The sequence below is a fragment of the uncultured Streptomyces sp. genome (genome assembly GCF_947488945.1).
In the GTDB taxonomy this organism is placed as follows: domain Bacteria; phylum Actinomycetota; class Actinomycetes; order Streptomycetales; family Streptomycetaceae; genus Streptomyces.
The window spans coordinates 85,812-102,866 of the sequence record NZ_CANLBS010000006.1; the positions used below are offsets into that span (position 1 = coordinate 85,812).

Below are 17,055 nucleotides of genomic sequence, written 5' to 3' on the forward strand. Positions count from 1 at the left end.
GCGCCGAGCGTCCGGGCCCGCCCCACGCGGTGCTGACGGGCCCCGCGCCCGCCGCCGGGCGCGCACGGCCACGTCACGTACGGCCACGTCACGAACGGCCACGTCACGAACGGCCACGTGGCGCACCGTCACGTCATGCACGAGCGCGTCGTACGGTCACGTCCTGTGCGGGCCTTGTCCTGTGCGGTCTCGGCCTGAGCGAGGAGAGCCGCCGCGCGTGAGGGAGCCACCGCGGGTGAGGAGAGCGCTGCGGCCGAGGCGGGTTGAGCGGAGGTCTTCGGACTCGCGCCGCATCCTTTAGCCTCGGGCCATGTCGCCCCGCCCCGCGCTCCCGCCGCCTCCGCCGCCCGTGGAGATCCGCAGTTGGCCCGACCGGGAGGCGATGCTCGCCGACCGTGCCCTGGTTCTGGGTGAGTTGGTCACGCGGTACATCGGCCGGAGGCGGCTGGGTGTGCTCTGGACGTGGGGCGCGGTGGCGGCGCTCGGCTGGGCGCTGGTCGGTCTCGCGATCCTCGCCCTGGAGGAGCCCCACGACGTGTTCGCCGGGATCCTCGCCGTGCCCTTCGCCCTGTTCGGGGCGGCGCTGCTGATCCCAGCCGTCGTCCTCGCGGGCACGGGCCTCGGACGGGACCGCGAGGTGCGCGCACTGCTGGACGCGTGGGGGGCCCTGGACCGCGATCCGGACCGCGACGCCTCGCTGCGCCGGCCCGGCGACAGTCTGCTCTGGCTGCTGGCGTCCGGCCTGCTCTGCGCGGTGGGCCTGTTCGTCTGCGTGGTGCTGCCGGCCACGGCGGAACGGGGTGTCGACACCTATGGCTCGGTGGCCGGCTCCATGGGGCTCGGCATGGTGGCATGGCTGACCGGACTGGCCGGTGTGGTCCGGGCGTTCGCGCACCGGCGGTGGGTACTGAGGGTGCTCGGCGGAGCCGCGGCCGGACCGGCGCCCGCGTCGCCGCCGGCCCCCGCCCGGCCGGACGCCCACGGCTGAGCGGAAGCGGCCCGCCCCGCGCCTCACCGCACCGGTCCGCCGATCAGCATCGTGGGCGCCCCCGCCACCCGGGTCAGGAAGACCGTCGCCTCGTTCGGTCCCTGGAGCTTCATCCGGCGCCGCACCTCCTCCGGCTCCACCGCCGAGCCGCGCTTCTTCACCGTGAGCACGCCGACCCCGCGCTCCCGCAGCAGCGCCTTGAGCCGCTTCAGGTGGAACGGGAGGTGGTCGGTGATCTCGTACGAGGAGACGTACGGGGAGTCGCAGGGGGCGTCGCTCGTGACGTAGGCGATGGTCTCGTCGATCAGCCGGCCGCCGCACTCCTCGACCACCGACGCCACCAGGTGCGCCCGGATCACCGCTCCGTCCGGCTCGTGGAGGTAGCGGCCGACCGGGCCGACCGGCGGGGCGGGCAGCGGGGCCGGGGCGGCGAGGGTCGCGCCGGAGGGCAGCAGGGTCGCGCGGTACGAGCCGGGGGTGAACCCCTCGCCGAACCACAGGACCGCCTCCTTCACGTCCCCGCCGTCCGAGATCCACTCCGCCTCCGCCTCCGGGCCGATGGCTTCGTGGGGGACGCCGGGGGCGATCTTCAGGGCCGCGCGCGGAGCCTTCAGCGCGGCGGCCGTGGCCCAGGACAGCGGGGGCGAGTACGCCTCGGGGTCGAAGATCCGCCCGCGCCCGCCCCGCCGCGCAGGGTCGACGAACACCGCGTCGTACGGCTCGGTGTCGATGTCCGCGACGTCGGCGCACCGCACCTCGATCAGCCCGGCGAGGCCGAGCGCCTCGGCGTTGGCGCGGGCCACCTCGGCGGTGAGCGGATCGCGGTCCACGGCGAGCACGGAGACGCCCGCGCGGGCCAGCGCCACCGCGTCGCCCCCGATGCCGCAGCAGAGGTCCGCCACGCTCCGGACGCCCAGCGCGGCGAACCGCCCGGCGCGGTAGGAGGCGACCGAAGTGCGGGTCGCCTGCTCCACGCCGTTCGGCGTGAAGAACATCCGGTACGCGTCCTCGGCCCCGAACTTCGCCACCGCTCGCTGCCGCAGCCGCGCCTGACCGAGGGCCGCCGAGACCAGCGCGGGCGGATGGGTCCGCCGCAGCCGGGTGGCGGTGGCGAGTTCCTGGGCGGGGTCGTACTCCCGCAGCCCGGCCAGGAGCGCCGCGCCCTCGGGGGTGCGCAGGGCGGCGAAGTCGGCGAGCGGGTCGGGGGCGCCGGCTCCGGTGGAGGGGGTAGTCGCGTTCACCCGTCCCATTGTGGGCCAGTGCGCGACTGCTCCTCCGGGCTGTCCACAGGCTGTCCACAGGTGGAGGGTGACGGGGTCGTCCACAGGCGGCCCGGTCACCGGTGTGGGCCGGGTGGGGGACGGCACCGGACCCCCGGAGGTGTCGGGGCGGCCGCCCCCGGCCCGCCTGGCAGGATGCGGCGCCATGCAGCCTGTACGACAAAAGGAAAAAATGACAAGGAAGCGGCGCAGAACCGGCCGCTACGTCCTCACGGCCCTGTTGGCCGCCGCCGTCGCCTCCGGGTGCGCCTCCGGGACGGACGGCGGCAGCGCGCCGGGCGCTCCGGGCCGGGGGCCCGCGGGGCAGCCCGGCGGTCAGGCGCAGCAGGCCGGCCCGGCCCGCGCGCTCACCGCGTACGCGGAGCAGGTGGAGGCCCGGCAGGCACGGCGCGTCGCCGCGGCCAGGAAGTGGGGGTTGGCGAAGGTGCCGCTGGCCGCACCGGAACCGCCCGCGGTGAAGCCGCGCATCACCAGCCGGGAGGGGTTCGAGGTCGCGGACGGCGAGGGCCTGCCGCCCGTCTTCACCACCGTTCCCACCGAGGAGCGGATCGTCTTCCTCACCATGGACGACGGCGCGGAGAAGGATCCCCGGCTGCTGCGGATGATGAGCGAACTCTCCATCCCCTACAGCGCCTTCCTCAGCGACTACGTCATCAATGACGACTACGGGTACTTCGCCCGGATGCAGAAGCAGGGCGTCACCCTCAACAACCACACCCTCAACCACCGCTACATGCCGGGGCTTTCGTACTCCCAGCAGGAGACGGAGATCTGCGGCCAGCAGGAGAAGATCGAGAAGCGCTACGGCAAGCGCCCCACGCTCTTCCGGCCGCCGTACGGCAACTACAACCGGGACACCCTGGTCGCCGCCGCCTCCTGCGGCGTGAAGGCGGTGCCGCTCTGGGCGTCCGAGGCGTTCGCCGACCACATGGAGTGGCGCGAATGGGACCGCGACCTGCACCCCGGCGACATCATCCTCACCCACTTCCGCGGGCCGGAGGACTGGAAGGGCACCATGCCCGACATGATCCGGCAGGTGATGAAGGTGGTCACCGACAAGGGGTACGCCGTCGCGCGCCTGGAGGACTACGTCTGACCCGGCCGGCGAGCAACCCTGCCGAGCCCGGACCCGAGCCCGAGCCAGAGCCCGGACCCGGACAGCGGACCCGGACACGCGGCCCCGGCCGCGGCCCGAGAGGGACGCTGCCGGGGCCGTCCCGTGCCGTCCTGGGCCGTCCCCGCGGCAGGAACGGTGAGGCTCGTCCCGGCGTTCTCCATACGGGTCGCAGGGCGACCGGGCCGTGGCGCCGTCCGGGCTGCGCACTCCGTCCGCACCCCTTCCCCACCCGCCGCCGCACCCGTCCCGCCGGGCACGGCGGCGGCACGGACGGCCCTCTTCCGGTTGCCGGATCCCGCCACGCGGGGGTGGTGAATTGGCACTCCGCTTGACCGAGTGCTAATCCCGGTCATAGTCTCGCTTCTGGCACTCCCCACTGGAGAGTGCCAGCAGCACCGTGCGAACAAGGCAGGTCCGGCACCCGCGACGACGGATCGACCTTGGCCGCCGGCCCCAGACTGTTAAACCCCGTGAGATCTCCGAAGGGGGAGACCGGATCGTGTCGACCACCAGCTCCAAGGTTGCGATCAAGCCGCTCGAGGACCGCATTGTGGTCCAGCCGCTCGACGCCGAGCAGACCACGGCTTCCGGCCTGGTCATTCCGGACACCGCCAAGGAGAAGCCCCAGGAGGGCGTCGTCCTGGCCGTGGGCCCGGGCCGCTTCGAGAACGGCGAGCGCCTTCCGCTCGACGTCAAGACCGGCGATGTCGTTCTGTACAGCAAGTACGGCGGCACCGAGGTGAAGTACAACGGCGAGGAGTACCTCGTCCTCTCGGCTCGCGACGTCCTCGCGATCATCGAGAAGTAATTCACCCAGTTTGCTTCTGTTCTGCGCCCCTGGCCCCCTGCAATCACTAGCCGGGTGACAGGGGCGCAGTTCGTCCGAGAGGGAAAGTTCAGCCCATGGCGAAGATTCTGAAGTTCGACGAGGACGCCCGTCGCGCCCTTGAGCGCGGCGTCAACAAGCTTGCCGACACGGTGAAGGTGACGATCGGCCCCAAGGGCCGCAACGTCGTCATCGACAAGAAGTTCGGCGCGCCCACCATCACCAACGACGGTGTCACCATCGCGCGCGAGGTCGAGCTCGACGACCCGTACGAGAACCTCGGTGCCCAGCTGGTGAAGGAGGTGGCGACCAAGACCAACGACGTGGCCGGTGACGGCACCACGACCGCCACCGTGCTGGCCCAGGCGCTCGTCCGCGAGGGTCTGCGCAACGTCGCCGCGGGCGCTTCCCCGGCCGCCCTGAAGAAGGGCATCGACGCCGCGGTCAAGGCCGTGTCCGAGGAGCTCCTCGCGACCGCCCGTCCGATCGACGACAAGTCCGACATCGCCGCCGTGGCCGCGCTCTCCGCGCAGGACACCCAGGTCGGCGAGCTCATCGCGGACGCGATGGACAAGGTCGGCAAGGACGGTGTCATCACCGTCGAGGAGTCCAACACCTTCGGCCTGGACCTGGAGTTCACCGAGGGCATGGCCTTCGACAAGGGCTACCTGTCCCCGTACATGGTGACCGACCAGGAGCGTATGGAGGCCGTCCTCGACGACCCGTACATCCTGATCCACCAGGGCAAGATCGGCTCGATCCAGGAGCTGCTCCCGCTCCTGGAGAAGGTCATCCAGGGCGGTGGCTCCAAGCCGCTGCTGATCATCGCCGAGGACGTCGAGGGCGAGGCGCTCTCCACCCTCGTCGTCAACAAGATCCGTGGCACCTTCAACGCCGTCGCGGTGAAGGCCCCCGGCTTCGGTGACCGCCGCAAGGCCATGCTCGGCGACATCGCCACCCTCACGGGTGCGACCGTCATCGCCGAGGAGGTCGGCCTCAAGCTCGACCAGGCCGGTCTCGACGTGCTGGGCACCGCGCGCCGCGTGACCGTCTCGAAGGACGACACGACCATCGTCGACGGCGGCGGCGACGCCGGTGACGTCAAGGGCCGCGTCAACCAGATCAAGGCCGAGATCGAGAACACGGACTCCGACTGGGACCGCGAGAAGCTGCAGGAGCGCCTCGCGAAGCTGGCCGGCGGTGTCTGCGTGATCCGCGTCGGTGCGGCCACCGAGGTGGAGCTCAAGGAGAAGAAGCACCGTCTGGAGGACGCCATCTCCGCGACCCGCGCCGCGGTCGAGGAGGGCATCGTCTCCGGTGGTGGCTCTTCGCTCGTCCACGCCGTCAAGGTCCTGGAGGGCAACCTCGGCAAGACCGGCGACGAGGCCACGGGTGTCGCGGTCGTCCGCCGCGCCGCCGTCGAGCCGCTGCGCTGGATCGCCGAGAACGCCGGCCTCGAGGGTTACGTCATCACCTCCAAGGTCGCCGAGCTCGACAAGGGCCAGGGCTTCAACGCCGCCACCGGCGAGTACGGCGACCTGATCAAGGCCGGCGTCATCGACCCGGTCAAGGTCACCCGCTCCGCCCTGGAGAACGCCGCGTCCATCGCGTCGCTGCTGCTCACGACCGAGACCCTGGTCGTCGAGAAGCCGGCCGAGGAAGAGGCCGACGCCGGTCACGGCCACGGTCACTCCCACTAGTCGCACCCCGTACGCGGCCTGAGGGCCCGTAAGGCGAAGAGGTCCGGTGCACCCGTCGCGGGTGCACCGGACCTCGGTGCTTTTCCGGCCGCCGCAGACGGCCGGGGACCCGGTCGGCGTGCTCGCACCGGCCGGATTCCGGCCCCCACCAGTGATGACGCGGCAGGAACGCCGGCAGGGAGTCGCGGCAACCGCGTGGTCGATAGATCGATCGATGAATAGATCCGACCACTATGCCGTTTCCGGCCGTGGTCACGCCTCCCGGCCGCCGCAGGACGAGCGGATCCGGAGCTGGGGCAGCAGGCTCAGATGGCGCCGAGGCCCGTCCGCGTCCGCGCCGCCCGGTCCCCGGCCCAGCCGTTCCACCAGCAGCTCGGTGGCCCGCCGGCCCACTTCCCGCTTGGGCGGGGCGACGGCCGTCAGCGGAATGTCCGCGAGCGCCGCCACCTCGTCGTCGTACGCGATCAGCGCCAGGTCCTGGGGGACCCGGACGCCCAGTTCCGCGAGGCGCTGCACCACCTGTATGGCGTCCATGTCGTTGTGGATCAGTGCCGAGGCCGCCGTCCCCGAGGCGACCGCCGCGCGCAGCTCCTGCACGGACTTCTCGAACCCCTCGGGCGACAGCTGGCCCGGCACCGACTCGATGACGTCCTGCGGCGGACGCATCCCCATGAAGCCGAGCGCCGACGCGTACCCCGACCGCACGGCGAGCGCCGTGGGGGAGTCCGCGCGCGCCATCAGCAGCGGCGCCCCGTGACCGAGGGCGACCAGGTGGCGGACGGCCAGCAGCACGCCGTGCGCGTGGTCCGAGCACACCCGGTCCAGACCGCCGAGCGGAGAGCCGTCGGGCGGTCGGCGCTCCAGAAGCACCGTCGGCACCGGCATCGAGGTGATCCAGTCGCCGTAGGCGGCGGGGTCGTCCGCCCGGGTCCAGCCGGGAGCCAGCAGCAGGCCCTCCACCCCGGCCCCGAGCAGTCCCTCGGCGCGGGCCTGGTCCTCCTCGGGACGGTAGTCCGACACCCGCAGGACGAGCCGGGCACCGGCCCGCGCCGCCGCCTCGTGGGCGCCCCGGATCACGTCGGCGAAGTAGTAGGTGGCGGACGGCGCGAGCATGCCGAGCACGGGGCCGCCGCCGGGGCCGGCCGCCGCCGTGGGGGCCGCCGCGGGCTCCGTCCCGTTCCGCGGCCAGGAGACGGAGCCGTGCACCCGGTCCAGCAGATCCCGGCCCGCCAGCTCCTCCACGTCCCGGCGGACCGTGACGGGGGAGACCCCCAGCAGCGTCGCCAGCTCCGAGACGCGGGCCGACCCGCGCTCCCTGACCAGCGCCAACAGTCGGTCATGGCGTTCGGCGGCAGTCTCGCGCACGGCTGCGGTCCCCTCGTCGTAGGTGGCGTCGGTGGGCGTTTGCCCGTCCGGTCCGTCGGAGTCGCCGCCCGGCCACGGTGAGAGCGTAGTCCAGTTTGATCGATCGACGGCAGTCTCGATCATTCAAACGATCCGGTTCCGGGTTCGATCAATCCCCTTCCGGATCGCGCTCTCCCGTCCTCGCCGGGAGGACGGGGGAGCACCGGGCGGGGCCCGGCCGCACGCGGACGGATCAGTTCGGGCCGTAGCTGCGCCCGGTGCGGGCGGTGGCCTCGCCGAGCAGCCCGCGCGGCGCCAGCTTCACCAGCCCCATCAGGGCCTTGTACCGGGCGTCCGGCACCGACACCGTCTTCCCGCGCGCCAGATCGTCCAGCGCCGAGGTCACCAGTTTGTCCGCGTCCAGCCACATCCAGCCGGGGATGTTCCCGGTGCCCATGCCGGCCCGCTCGTGGAACTCGGTCCGCACGAAGCCGGGGCAGAGCGCCATCAGCCGCACCCCCGACCCGCTCAGGTCCTTCGCCGCGCCCTGGGTGAACTGCACGACCCAGGCCTTCGACGCCCCGTACGTGCCGCGGGGCACGAACGCCGCCACCGAGGCGACGTTGACGATCCCGCCCCGCCCCCGCTCGCGCATGGGCCCGGCGGCCGCCGAGGTCAGCCGCAGCACCGCCTCGCAGTGCACCTTCAGCATCGTCAGCTCGTCGGCGAGCGGGACCTCCAGATAGCGGCCCTTGTTGCCGAAACCCGCGTTGTTGACCAGCAGTTCCACCGGGTGGTGCGGATCGGCCAGCCGCTTCTCGACCGCCGCGATGCCCGCGTCCGAGGAGAGGTCGGCCGTCAGGACCTCCGCCTCGATGCCGTGCCGGTCGTGCAGTTCGGTGGCCTGGCTCCGCAGGCGCTCGGTGTCGCGCGCCACCAGCACCAGGTTGTGCCCCCGGCCCGCGAGCCGCCGCGCGAAGGCGGCGCCGATGCCCGCGGTCGAGCCGGTAATGAGTGCAGTCGTCATGCGCGGCACGTTAGCGCCCGCACGATCCCCTTCCCGCCCCCGGTCGCCGCCCGCCCCGTACCGCCTTTCCTTCTTCACCGTTCCGCCGCCGACCGTCCCCGCCGGCCGACGGGGGCCCGCCCCGCTCAAAGCAGGACGAGCATCACATTCCATTCATAGAAGGTTCACTTATGGTGGAGAGGTGATCGAAGCCCGCCATCTCCGAGTCCTGCGCGCCGTGGCCACCACCGGTTCCTTCTCCGCCGCCGCCCGCGACCTCGGCTGCACCCAGCCCGCGGTCAGCCAGCAGATGAAGGCGCTGGAGGCGTCCGCGGGGACGGCCCTGCTGATCCGCACCGGCCGGGAGATGCGGCTGACCCAGGCCGGTGAGGCGCTGGTGCGCCACGCGTCCGGCATTCTGGCCGGGCTCACCGCCGCCGAGGAGGAGATCGCCGCGATCGCCGGGCTGCGCGCCGGCCGGGTCCGGCTGGCGTCGTTCCCGAGCGGCAGCTCCTCGCTGGTCCCCGGCGCGCTGGCCGCGCTGCGTGCCGAGCACCCCGGCACCCGGGTCTCCCTCGTCGAGGCCGAGCCGCCGCGCTCCGTGCAGATGCTCCGGGACGGCGACTGCGACATCACGCTCGCCTTCCGCTACGGGGCGGGCGGCGAGGAGTGGGACGACCTGGTGGTCCGCCCGCTGCTCACGGACCGGCTGATCGGGCTCGTCCCGGAGGGACACCGGTTCGCCGGTGCCGGGACCGTGGAAATGGCGGAACTCGCCGAGGAGTCGTGGATCGCGGGTTGTCCCCGCTGCCGTCGCCAGTTGGTCGAGGTCTGCGAGGACTCCGGCTTCACCCCCCGTATCGACTTCGCGACCGACGACTATCCGGCCGTGGTCGGACTGGTGGGAGCCGGGCTGGGTGTCGCCGTGCTGCCCGAGCTGGCCATTGACTCCGTACGCGTCAAGGGGGCCAGGACCGTCGCGGTGGAGCCGGCCATCGAACGCGAGATCGTCGCGCTGACCCTGCCGGACCTCGCGCGGGTCCCCGCCGTGGCCGCCACCCTCGACCAGCTCGCGCTCGCCGCGTCCCGCTAGGCTCCCGCCCGCTGCGGCGGATCCGGGCGTGCGCGGGGGGCCGGACGGCACGGCGGTACGGCCCCGGCCGCCGCGGGCGCGGAGTGCGCGGAGGCGGGCCGAACGCGTGCATCCGGAGGGGGACGGGTTTGAGGAAACGTTTCTGCGGTACCGGGCGCGTCGCGACGGTCAGTCGTGCGCGGATCCCTGCTCGGGCCCGGCCGCGGGCGCGGCGCCGATCAGCCGGTTACGGGCCCTGCCCATGAGTTCTTCGCGCTCGTCCTCGGTCAGGCCGCCCCATACGCCGTAGGGCTCGCGTACCGCGAGGGCGTGTGCCGCGCACTCGGCCCGTACGGGGCAGCGCATGCACACCTCTTTCGCCGAGGTCTCGCGTGCGCTCCGGGCGGCGCCTCGCTCTCCCTCCGGGTGGAAGAACAGGGAACTGTCGACCCCGCGGCAGGCGGCGAGCAGCTGCCAGTCCCACAGGTCCGCGTTGGGTCCGGGAAGGCGGGAGAAATCTGCCATTGCTTGTCCCCTCGAAACCGTTCTGAGCCGGAGCGGCGGCCGTCGGCCGTGGTCGACCGGGCGGCGACCGTTTCCGGGTGACTGACGTCACGACCGTACATCTACGGTGTTAGTAGATGTAAATATGACTGATTGCGAATCTAGTCACAGACACCCTCAAAAGGGAAGAAAAAGCGCTAAATGGGGCACGCCATCAGGTGAAGTTTCGGTTGAGGAGTGAAGGATCCGCGCCGCTCTGCTCCGTATGCACCCCTTCACGTAGAGTGCCGAACCCGACGGTCCAAGCCGTAACTCTTTCGAGTGACCATCGTTGAGAGTGCGGAGGCGGTTGACGGTGAGCGAACTCGGGCAGACGTCCGAGGGGGTCGACCGCACAGGTGACGACTTGTATCAGCCTGGAGGCTCAAGGTGACGCGCATCAGCTGCGGAGGACGGTCATGACATCCGTCCTCGTCTGCGACGACTCCCCGCTTGCCCGAGAAGCGCTGCGCCGCGCGGTTGCCACCGTGCCCGGCGTCGAGCGTGTGACGACGGCGGCCAACGGCGAGGAAGTCCTCCGCCGCTGGGGGGCCGACCGTTCGGATCTGATTCTGATGGACGTACGCATGCCCGGTCTGGGGGGTGTGGAGACGGTCCGGCGGCTGCTCTCCGCCGACCCCGGGGCGCGGATCATCATGCTGACCGTCGCCGAGGACCTGGACGGCGTCGCGCTCGCGGTGGCCGCCGGGGCCCGCGGATATCTGCACAAGGACGCCTCGCGCGCGGAACTGCGGGCGACCGTGACCCAGGCGCTGGCCGACCCGACCTGGCGGCTCGCGCCGCGCCGGCTGCGGTCCGCCGAGATGGGCGCCGCCCCCACGCTCACCGCGCGGGAGATCCAGGTGCTCGAAGGCATGAGCCACGGCCGTTCCAACGCGGAGATCGGGCGCGAGCTCTTCCTCTCGGAGGACACGGTCAAGACCCACGCACGACGACTGTTCAAGAAGCTCGGCGCGTCCGACCGCGCCCACGCGGTGGCCCTCGGCTTCCGCTGGGGCCTGGTGCGCTGAGGGTGGGCCCGTCCGTGCTGTCCGCGAAGATCCCCGCCCGTCCGACGGGCGGGGACACGGACGCCGGACGGACGGGCCGGCCCGTCCGCGGACCGGCCGGGGCCGTGACGCGTCACGCTTCCCGGCCGATGACGCATCCTTGAGCTGTGGAGTTCCTCGGGAACGATTCGGACCAGCGGAAGGGGAGGGCGCAGGGGATGACATCCGGCGCACCCGCTCATAACGCTTCGGTGCACAACTCGGGACGCGATGACGCGGACCGGTCGGCGGCAGGGCACCATGGTCCGATGCGCGAGGACGAGACGACGGTGATCGGTGCACTGGTGCACCGTGCCGTCGACGGGGACGCGCAGGCCACGCACGACCTGCTGGCCCACGTGCACCCGCTCGCCCTCCGCTACTGCCGGTCGCGGCTGAACCGGCTGCCCGGCGACGCCCGGCACTTCGTGGAGGACCTCGCGCAGGAGGTCTGCGTGGCCGTGCTCATGGCGCTGCCGCGCTACAAGGACACCGGCCGCCCCTTCGAGGCGTTCGTCTTCGCCATCGCCGGTCACAAGGTCGCCGACCTGCAGCGCGCCGCGATGCGGCACCCCGGATCGACCGCCTTCCCGGCCGACGAGATGCCCGAGCGCCCCGACGACTCTCTCGGCCCGGAGGAACGCGCGCTGCTCAGCAGCGACGCCGCCTGGGCCAAGAAACTCCTGGCCAACCTGCCGGAGAACCAGCGCGAACTGCTGGTGCTGCGGGTCGCGGTGGGACTCACCGCCGAGGAGACCGGGCAGATGCTCGGCATGTCCCCGGGCGCGGTCCGCGTCGCCCAGCACCGCGCGCTCAGCAGACTGCGGGCCCTCGCCGAGCAGTGACACCGCGGCGGCGGCCGCACCCGCGGGCAGTTCGGGCACGGCCGCCGTGCCGTGCCCGTGACGCAACCGACAGTGCGCCGCCCGCCACCCGCGCCGGCCCTTGTCCCGCAACGGGACCGGGGGGCGCGGCACCCCGCCGAAGGCCCCGGGCACCCGCCGGAGGTCCCGTAGGAAACTACAGAACTCCTTGGTGATCTTGCTCGTGGAATTTGACACCCCCGGAGCCCGTTAGCATGGACATCCGCACCGATCAAGGCCATATGGGGAAGGTGTCATGACTGCAAACGTCGACGGAGTGCCCGAGAAATTCGCGACGCTCGGGCTGACATACGACGACGTGCTGCTGCTGCCCGGCGCGTCCGACATGACGCCCGATCAGATCGATACCTCTTCACTCGTCTCGCGGAACGTCCGGGTCAACATCCCGCTGCTGTCCGCCGCGATGGACAAGGTCACCGAGTCCCGCATGGCGATCGCCATGGCCCGTCAGGGCGGCGTGGGCGTGCTGCACCGCAACCTCTCGATCGCCGACCAGGCCAACCAGGTCGACCTGGTCAAGCGCTCCGAGTCGGGCATGGTCACCGACCCGATCACGGTGCACCCCGACGCCACGCTCAGCGAGGCCAACGAGCTGTGCGCCAAGTTCCGCATCAGCGGCGTCCCGGTCACCGACGCGGCGGGCAAGCTGCTCGGCATCGTCACCAACCGCGACATGGCGTTCGAGCCCGACCGCTCGCGCCAGGTCCGCGAGGTCATGACGCCGATGCCGCTCGTCACCGGCAAGGTCGGCATCTCCGGTGTCGACGCCATGGAGCTGCTGCGCCGCCACAAGATCGAGAAGCTTCCGCTGGTCGACGACGCCGGCCTCCTCAAGGGCCTCATCACCGTCAAGGACTTCGTCAAGGCGGAGAAGTACCCGAACGCGGCCAAGGACGCCGAGGGCCGCCTGCTGGTGGGCGCCGCCGTGGGCGTCGCCGGCGACGCGTACGAGCGTGCCCAGGCGCTGATCGAGGCGGGCGTCGACTTCATCGTCGTCGACACCGCGCACGGTCACTCCCGGCTGGTCGGCGACATGGTCGCCAAGATCAAGTCGAACTCCTCGGTCGACGTCATCGGCGGCAACATCGCCACCCGCGACGGCGCCCAGGCGCTGATCGACGCGGGCGTCGACGGCATCAAGGTAGGCGTCGGCCCCGGTTCCATCTGCACCACCCGGGTCGTCGCCGGCATCGGCGTCCCGCAGGTCACCGCGATCTACGAGGCCTCGCTGGCGGCCAAGGCGGCCGGCGTCCCGGTCATCGGCGACGGCGGCCTCCAGTACTCCGGCGACATCGCCAAGGCGCTGGTCGCCGGCGCCGACACGGTGATGCTCGGCTCTCTGCTCGCCGGCTGCGAGGAGTCCCCGGGGGAGCTGCTGTTCATCAACGGCAAGCAGTTCAAGTCGTACCGCGGCATGGGTTCGCTCGCCGCGATGCAGACCCGCGGCGACCGCAAGTCGTTCTCCAAGGACCGCTACTTCCAGGAGGGCGTCGCCTCCGACGAGAAGCTGGTCCCCGAGGGCATCGAAGGCCAGGTGCCCTACCGCGGCCCGCTGTCCGCGGTCGTCCACCAGCTCACCGGCGGCCTGCGCCAGTCGATGTTCTACGTCGGCGGACGCACGGTGCCCGAGCTCCAGGCGAACGGCCGGTTCGTCCGGATCACGTCGGCGGGGCTCAAGGAGAGCCACCCGCACGACATCCAGATGACGGTCGAGGCGCCGAACTACAGCAGGAAGTAAGGCCCGCGCGAGGCGGGTGAGGGGCGGACCGGGGTTCCCGGGGCCGCCCCTCACGCGTGTGTCGGGGATACTGGTCAGCGCAGACGTAGAGGGAAAGGCCACACATCGTGACTGAGATCGAGATCGGGCGCGGCAAGCGCGGCCGCCGGGCTTACGCATTCGACGACATCGCCGTCGTCCCGAGCCGCCGCACCCGTGACCCGAAGGAGGTCTCGATCGCCTGGCAGATCGACGCCTACCGTTTCGAGCTGCCGTTCCTGGCCGCTCCCATGGACTCCGTGGTCTCCCCGCAGCACGCCATCCGCATCGGCGAGCTGGGCGGGCTGGGCGTGCTCAACCTCGAAGGTCTCTGGACCCGCCACGAGGACCCGCAGCCGTTGCTGGACGAGATCGCCGAGATGCCGGTCGAGAGCGCGACCCGCCGCCTCCAGGAGATCTACTCCGCCCCCATCCAGGAGGAGCTGATCGGCCGGCGCATCAAGGAGGTGCGCGACTCCGGCGTCGTCACCGCCGCCGCGCTCTCCCCGCAGCGCACCGCCCAGTTCTCCAAGGCGGTCGTCGACGCAGGCGTCGACATCTTCGTCATCCGGGGCACGACGGTCTCCGCCGAGCACGTCTCCGGCGCGGCCGAGCCGCTCAACCTGAAGCAGTTCATCTACGAGCTGGACGTGCCGGTCATCGTCGGCGGCTGCGCCACCTACACCGCCGCCCTGCACCTGATGCGCACCGGCGCGGCCGGCGTCCTGGTCGGTTTCGGCGGCGGCGCCGCGCACACCACCCGCAACGTCTTCGGCATCCAGGTGCCGATGGCGACCGCCGTCGCGGACGTCGCCGGGGCCCGCCGTGACTACATGGACGAGTCCGGCGGCCGGTACGTGCACGTCATCGCGGACGGCGGGGTCGGCTGGTCCGGCGACCTGCCGAAGGCCATCGCCTGCGGCGCCGACGCCGTCATGATGGGCTCGCCGCTGGCCCGCGCCACCGACGCCCCCGGCCGGGGACGCCACTGGGGCATGGAGGCGGTCCACGAGGACGTGCCGCGCGGCAAGCTGGTGGACCTCGGTTCCGTCGGCACTACCGAGGAGGTCCTCACCGGCCCCTCGCACACCCCCGACGGCTCGATGAACATCTTCGGCGCCCTGCGCCGCGCGATGGCCACCACCGGCTACAGCGACCTCAAGGAGTTCCAGCGCGTCGAGGTGACGGTGGCGGACTCGCAGCACAGCCGCTGATCCCGCGCCGGTCCGCCGGTGCACGACACGGGAGGGCCCGGACCGACGCGCGTCGGTCCGGGCCCTCCCGTGTCGGTACGCGGGTCAGGACGCCCGCTTGGCGCCGCCGATCGCGGCGACCGGGCCGAGGATCAGGAAGACGACGCCCATGAAGTCGGCGTTCTCCTTCCAGAGGGCCGTGACGGAGTCGAAGTGGTCGAAGAAGACCTCGGAGAAGCCGGCGCCCGTCAGGTCCGCCATGATCATCGCGATGGCTATCAGCTGGCCGAGGTAGACCGATCCCAGAGCGAAGACCGCGGAGGCGGCGATGATCCCCGGGTTGCTGCCGCCGACCTTGCTCGCGGCGAAGCCGATGACGAAGCCGACCGCGACGGCGGCATAGCCGACCTCGCGCTCGATGGAGCCGGCGATGACGCCGTAGAGGATCGCGGCGAGCACGGCGGCGCCGAAGGCCGCCAGGATGCCGAGGCCGACGTTGTTGCGGGCCGCCGGGGCCGGGGCGAACGGCGCGCCGCCGTACGGGGCCTGCCCGTCCGCGAAGGGGTTGCCGCCCTGGGCGCCGGGGTGCGGGGCGTAGGGCGCGCCGCCGGGCTGCGTCTGCGGTGCGCCGGCGAACGGGTTGCCGGAGGACGGCGCGGCCGGACCCGGCTGCGCGGCCGCGTACGGGTTGCCGTCCATGGGCTGAGGCTGGTTCGGCGGCGGCACGGGCTGGCTCATACGGGATTCCCCCCTGGGAACGGTGCGCACGGATGTGCGAGTGACGCCGCAGGCTAGCAGCCCGTCCCGACAAGCCCCACCCGTAATCCGGGGTGGTCCGCGGCCCGGAGCGCCGGTCGGTGCGCGGGGAGGCCGGGTCCCTCAGAGCCGGTGCGCCGCGCCCGCGGGGGTGGCACCGCGGGTGTCGAGCAGCAACTGCGCCTTCACCGCGAGCCCTTGCAGGTCGTAGGTGCGGTGGTGCTGGAGGAGCAGGGTCAGGTCGGCGGCTGCCGCCGCCTCGTAGAGCGAGTCGGCGCGCGGTACCGGAACCTCCCGTACCCGCCAGTCCATCACGTGCGGGTCGTGGTAGCCGATCTGCGCGCCCATGTCCATCAGCCGGGTGGCGATCTCGCGGGCGGGGGCGGCCTCCTGGTCGGCGCTGTCCGGCTTGTAGGTGACGCCGAGCAGCAGCACCCGCGCTCCGCGCACCGACTTGCCGTGCTCGTTGAGCAGGGTCGCGCACCGCTGGATCACGTAGCTCGGCATCCGGTCGTTGATCTCCTGGGCCAGCGAGACCATGCGCAGCGGGTGACCGGGGGTGCGGCTGTTGTACGGGAGGTAGCCCGGGTCCATGGGGGTGGCGTGGCCGCCGACGCCGGGACCGGGGCGGAAGGGCTGGAAGCCGAAGGGCTTGGTCTCGGCGCACCGGATGACGTCCCAGAGGTCGACGCCGAGGTCGTGGCAGAGCACCGCCATCTCGTTGACCAGGGCGATGTTCACGTGCCGGAAGTTGGTCTCCAGCACCTTCGTCATCTCCGCCTCGCGGGGGCCGCGGGCCCGCACCACCTTGTCCGTGAGCCGGCCGTAGAAGGCTGCGGCGGACTCGGTGCAGGCGGGGGTGAGGCCGCCGATGACCTTGGGGGTGTTGGCGTAGACGTGGGTGCGGTTGCCCGGGTCGAGGCGGCCGGGGGAGTAGGCGAGGTGGAAGTCGCGTCCGGCCCGGAGTCCGGAGCCCTCTTCGAGCAGCGGGCGCAGGAACGTCTCGGTGGTGCCGGGGTGCACCGCCGATTCGAGCAGCACGGTGGTGTGCGGGCGCAGCCGGGGCGCCAGCGCGCGGGCGGCGTCGCCGACGGCGGTGAGGTCCAGGGTGCGGTCCGGGCCGAGCGGGGTGGGGGCGCAGATCACGGCGGTGCGGACCCGTCCCAGTTCGGCGGGGTCGGTCAGCGGCCGGAAGCCGCCGGACAGCATCCGGCGCACCTCGGGTGCGGTGAGCGAGCCTTCGACGGGGGTGCGGCCCGCCGTCAGCTCGGCGTGGGGGCGGGGGTCGGTGTCGTAACCGACGGTGTCGATGCCGGCGGCGACGGCCGCCTGGGCGAGAGGCAGGCCGAGGTGACCGAGTCCGATGACGGCGAGGTCTGCGGGCATGTCGAGTGCCGTCCTTCCCAGAGGACCAGGGGGTCGAGAGCGCGAGCGCAGGAGATCGTGCAATGTCAGACTAGGCGTAAATATGACCTGTATGTCGTATTCGCATCAGCTCGTCGTCCGGGTGTTGTGGACAGGCATGGCTGAAGTCGCGGACC

Annotated in this window: 15 protein-coding genes; 9 read left to right on the forward strand and 6 right to left on the reverse strand. The window is 72.1% G+C overall.

Annotation, left to right across the window (positions count from 1 at the left end):
• Window positions 1-310: 310 nt before the first annotated feature.
• Entirely contained in the window at window positions 311-988 is a 678-nt protein-coding gene (locus Q0994_RS11295; RefSeq protein ID WP_299532373.1) for a hypothetical protein, read from the forward strand.
• Window positions 989-1,011: 23 nt separating this feature from the next.
• Here the strand turns inward: Q0994_RS11295 and Q0994_RS11300 are convergent, their stop codons facing one another.
• Window positions 1,012-2,238 carry a THUMP-like domain-containing protein gene (locus Q0994_RS11300; protein WP_299532375.1) on the reverse strand — a complete coding sequence of 409 codons (1,227 nt, stop codon included), beginning with the start codon at window positions 2,236-2,238 and terminating at the stop codon, window positions 1,012-1,014.
• A 175-nt stretch (window positions 2,239-2,413) separates the two neighbouring features.
• On the opposite strand from Q0994_RS11300, the gene Q0994_RS11305 reads away from it, so the two are divergent.
• From Q0994_RS11305 to groL, 3 genes are all read left to right on the forward strand, one after another.
• A complete protein-coding gene (locus Q0994_RS11305) occupies window positions 2,414-3,364 on the forward strand; it encodes a polysaccharide deacetylase family protein (RefSeq protein WP_299532377.1) in 951 nt (316 codons plus the stop codon).
• A 520-nt stretch (window positions 3,365-3,884) separates the two neighbouring features.
• Window positions 3,885-4,193: a co-chaperone GroES gene (groES, locus tag Q0994_RS11310; RefSeq protein WP_028439209.1), complete on the forward strand. Its 309-nt coding sequence runs from the start codon at window positions 3,885-3,887 to the stop codon at window positions 4,191-4,193.
• A gap of 95 nt (window positions 4,194-4,288) precedes the next feature.
• Window positions 4,289-5,911 carry a chaperonin GroEL gene (groL, locus tag Q0994_RS11315; protein WP_299532383.1) on the forward strand — a complete coding sequence of 541 codons (1,623 nt, stop codon included), beginning with the start codon at window positions 4,289-4,291 and terminating at the stop codon, window positions 5,909-5,911.
• A 252-nt stretch (window positions 5,912-6,163) separates the two neighbouring features.
• Here groL and Q0994_RS11320 read toward each other — a convergent pair whose 3' ends face one another.
• Both Q0994_RS11320 and Q0994_RS11325 read right to left on the reverse strand, forming a co-directional pair.
• The gene (locus Q0994_RS11320) at window positions 6,164-7,276 is read right to left on the reverse strand and encodes a substrate-binding domain-containing protein (protein ID WP_299533033.1); all 1,113 of its coding nucleotides are present in this window, start codon (window positions 7,274-7,276) and stop codon (window positions 6,164-6,166) included.
• A gap of 232 nt (window positions 7,277-7,508) precedes the next feature.
• Window positions 7,509-8,282, reverse strand: coding sequence for an SDR family oxidoreductase (locus tag Q0994_RS11325; protein ID WP_299532386.1), 774 nt, complete (start codon window positions 8,280-8,282; stop codon window positions 7,509-7,511).
• 181 nt (window positions 8,283-8,463) lie between these two features.
• Here Q0994_RS11325 and Q0994_RS11330 point away from each other — a divergent pair, with 181 nt between their 5' ends.
• Entirely contained in the window at window positions 8,464-9,354 is an 891-nt protein-coding gene (locus Q0994_RS11330; RefSeq protein WP_299532389.1) for a LysR family transcriptional regulator, read from the forward strand.
• A gap of 168 nt (window positions 9,355-9,522) precedes the next feature.
• On the opposite strand, the gene Q0994_RS11335 is transcribed toward Q0994_RS11330, so the two are convergent.
• The gene (locus Q0994_RS11335; protein WP_299532391.1) at window positions 9,523-9,858 is read right to left on the reverse strand and encodes a WhiB family transcriptional regulator; all 336 of its coding nucleotides are present in this window, start codon (window positions 9,856-9,858) and stop codon (window positions 9,523-9,525) included.
• A 437-nt stretch (window positions 9,859-10,295) separates the two neighbouring features.
• Between Q0994_RS11335 and Q0994_RS11340 the strand changes: the two genes are divergently transcribed.
• The 4 genes from Q0994_RS11340 (at window position 10,296) to Q0994_RS11355 (ending at window position 14,779) form a co-directional block, all read left to right on the forward strand.
• Window positions 10,296-10,907, forward strand: coding sequence for a response regulator transcription factor (locus tag Q0994_RS11340; protein WP_003948568.1), 612 nt, complete (start codon window positions 10,296-10,298; stop codon window positions 10,905-10,907).
• Between the two features lie 287 nt (window positions 10,908-11,194).
• On the forward strand, window positions 11,195-11,770 hold the full coding sequence (locus tag Q0994_RS11345) for a sigma-70 family RNA polymerase sigma factor (RefSeq protein ID WP_299532395.1): 576 nt from the start codon (window positions 11,195-11,197) through the stop codon (window positions 11,768-11,770).
• A 274-nt stretch (window positions 11,771-12,044) separates the two neighbouring features.
• On the forward strand, window positions 12,045-13,547 hold the full coding sequence (gene guaB / locus Q0994_RS11350) for an IMP dehydrogenase (RefSeq protein ID WP_299532398.1): 1,503 nt from the start codon (window positions 12,045-12,047) through the stop codon (window positions 13,545-13,547).
• Between the two features lie 107 nt (window positions 13,548-13,654).
• A complete protein-coding gene (locus Q0994_RS11355; RefSeq protein WP_299532400.1) occupies window positions 13,655-14,779 on the forward strand; it encodes a GuaB3 family IMP dehydrogenase-related protein in 1,125 nt (374 codons plus the stop codon).
• Between the two features lie 84 nt (window positions 14,780-14,863).
• On the opposite strand, the gene Q0994_RS11360 is transcribed toward Q0994_RS11355, so the two are convergent.
• Both Q0994_RS11360 and Q0994_RS11365 read right to left on the reverse strand, forming a co-directional pair.
• On the reverse strand, window positions 14,864-15,496 hold the full coding sequence (locus Q0994_RS11360) for a hypothetical protein (protein ID WP_299532403.1): 633 nt from the start codon (window positions 15,494-15,496) through the stop codon (window positions 14,864-14,866).
• A gap of 141 nt (window positions 15,497-15,637) precedes the next feature.
• Entirely contained in the window at window positions 15,638-16,900 is a 1,263-nt protein-coding gene (locus Q0994_RS11365; protein ID WP_299532406.1) for a nucleotide sugar dehydrogenase, read from the reverse strand.
• Window positions 16,901-17,055: the final 155 nt, after the last annotated feature.

What these genes read in the sequence shown, in the direction of transcription:
- Q0994_RS11295 (WP_299532373.1), top strand. Translation starts at nt 311, where the DNA reads ATGTCGCCCCGCCCCGCGCTCCCGCCGCCTCCGCCGCCCGTGGAGATC.
- Q0994_RS11300 (WP_299532375.1), bottom strand. Translation starts at nt 2,238, where the DNA reads ATGGGACGGGTGAACGCGACTACCCCCTCCACCGGAGCCGGCGCCCCC.
- Q0994_RS11305 (WP_299532377.1), top strand. Translation starts at nt 2,414, where the DNA reads ATGCAGCCTGTACGACAAAAGGAAAAAATGACAAGGAAGCGGCGCAGA.
- groL (WP_299532383.1), top strand. Translation starts at nt 4,289, where the DNA reads ATGGCGAAGATTCTGAAGTTCGACGAGGACGCCCGTCGCGCCCTTGAG.
- Q0994_RS11325 (WP_299532386.1), bottom strand. Translation starts at nt 8,282, where the DNA reads ATGACGACTGCACTCATTACCGGCTCGACCGCGGGCATCGGCGCCGCC.
- Q0994_RS11335 (WP_299532391.1), bottom strand. Translation starts at nt 9,858, where the DNA reads ATGGCAGATTTCTCCCGCCTTCCCGGACCCAACGCGGACCTGTGGGAC.
- Q0994_RS11340 (WP_003948568.1), top strand. Translation starts at nt 10,296, where the DNA reads ATGACATCCGTCCTCGTCTGCGACGACTCCCCGCTTGCCCGAGAAGCG.
- Q0994_RS11345 (WP_299532395.1), top strand. Translation starts at nt 11,195, where the DNA reads ATGCGCGAGGACGAGACGACGGTGATCGGTGCACTGGTGCACCGTGCC.
- guaB (WP_299532398.1), top strand. Translation starts at nt 12,045, where the DNA reads ATGACTGCAAACGTCGACGGAGTGCCCGAGAAATTCGCGACGCTCGGG.
- Q0994_RS11360 (WP_299532403.1), bottom strand. Translation starts at nt 15,496, where the DNA reads ATGAGCCAGCCCGTGCCGCCGCCGAACCAGCCTCAGCCCATGGACGGC.
- Q0994_RS11365 (WP_299532406.1), bottom strand. Translation starts at nt 16,900, where the DNA reads ATGCCCGCAGACCTCGCCGTCATCGGACTCGGTCACCTCGGCCTGCCT.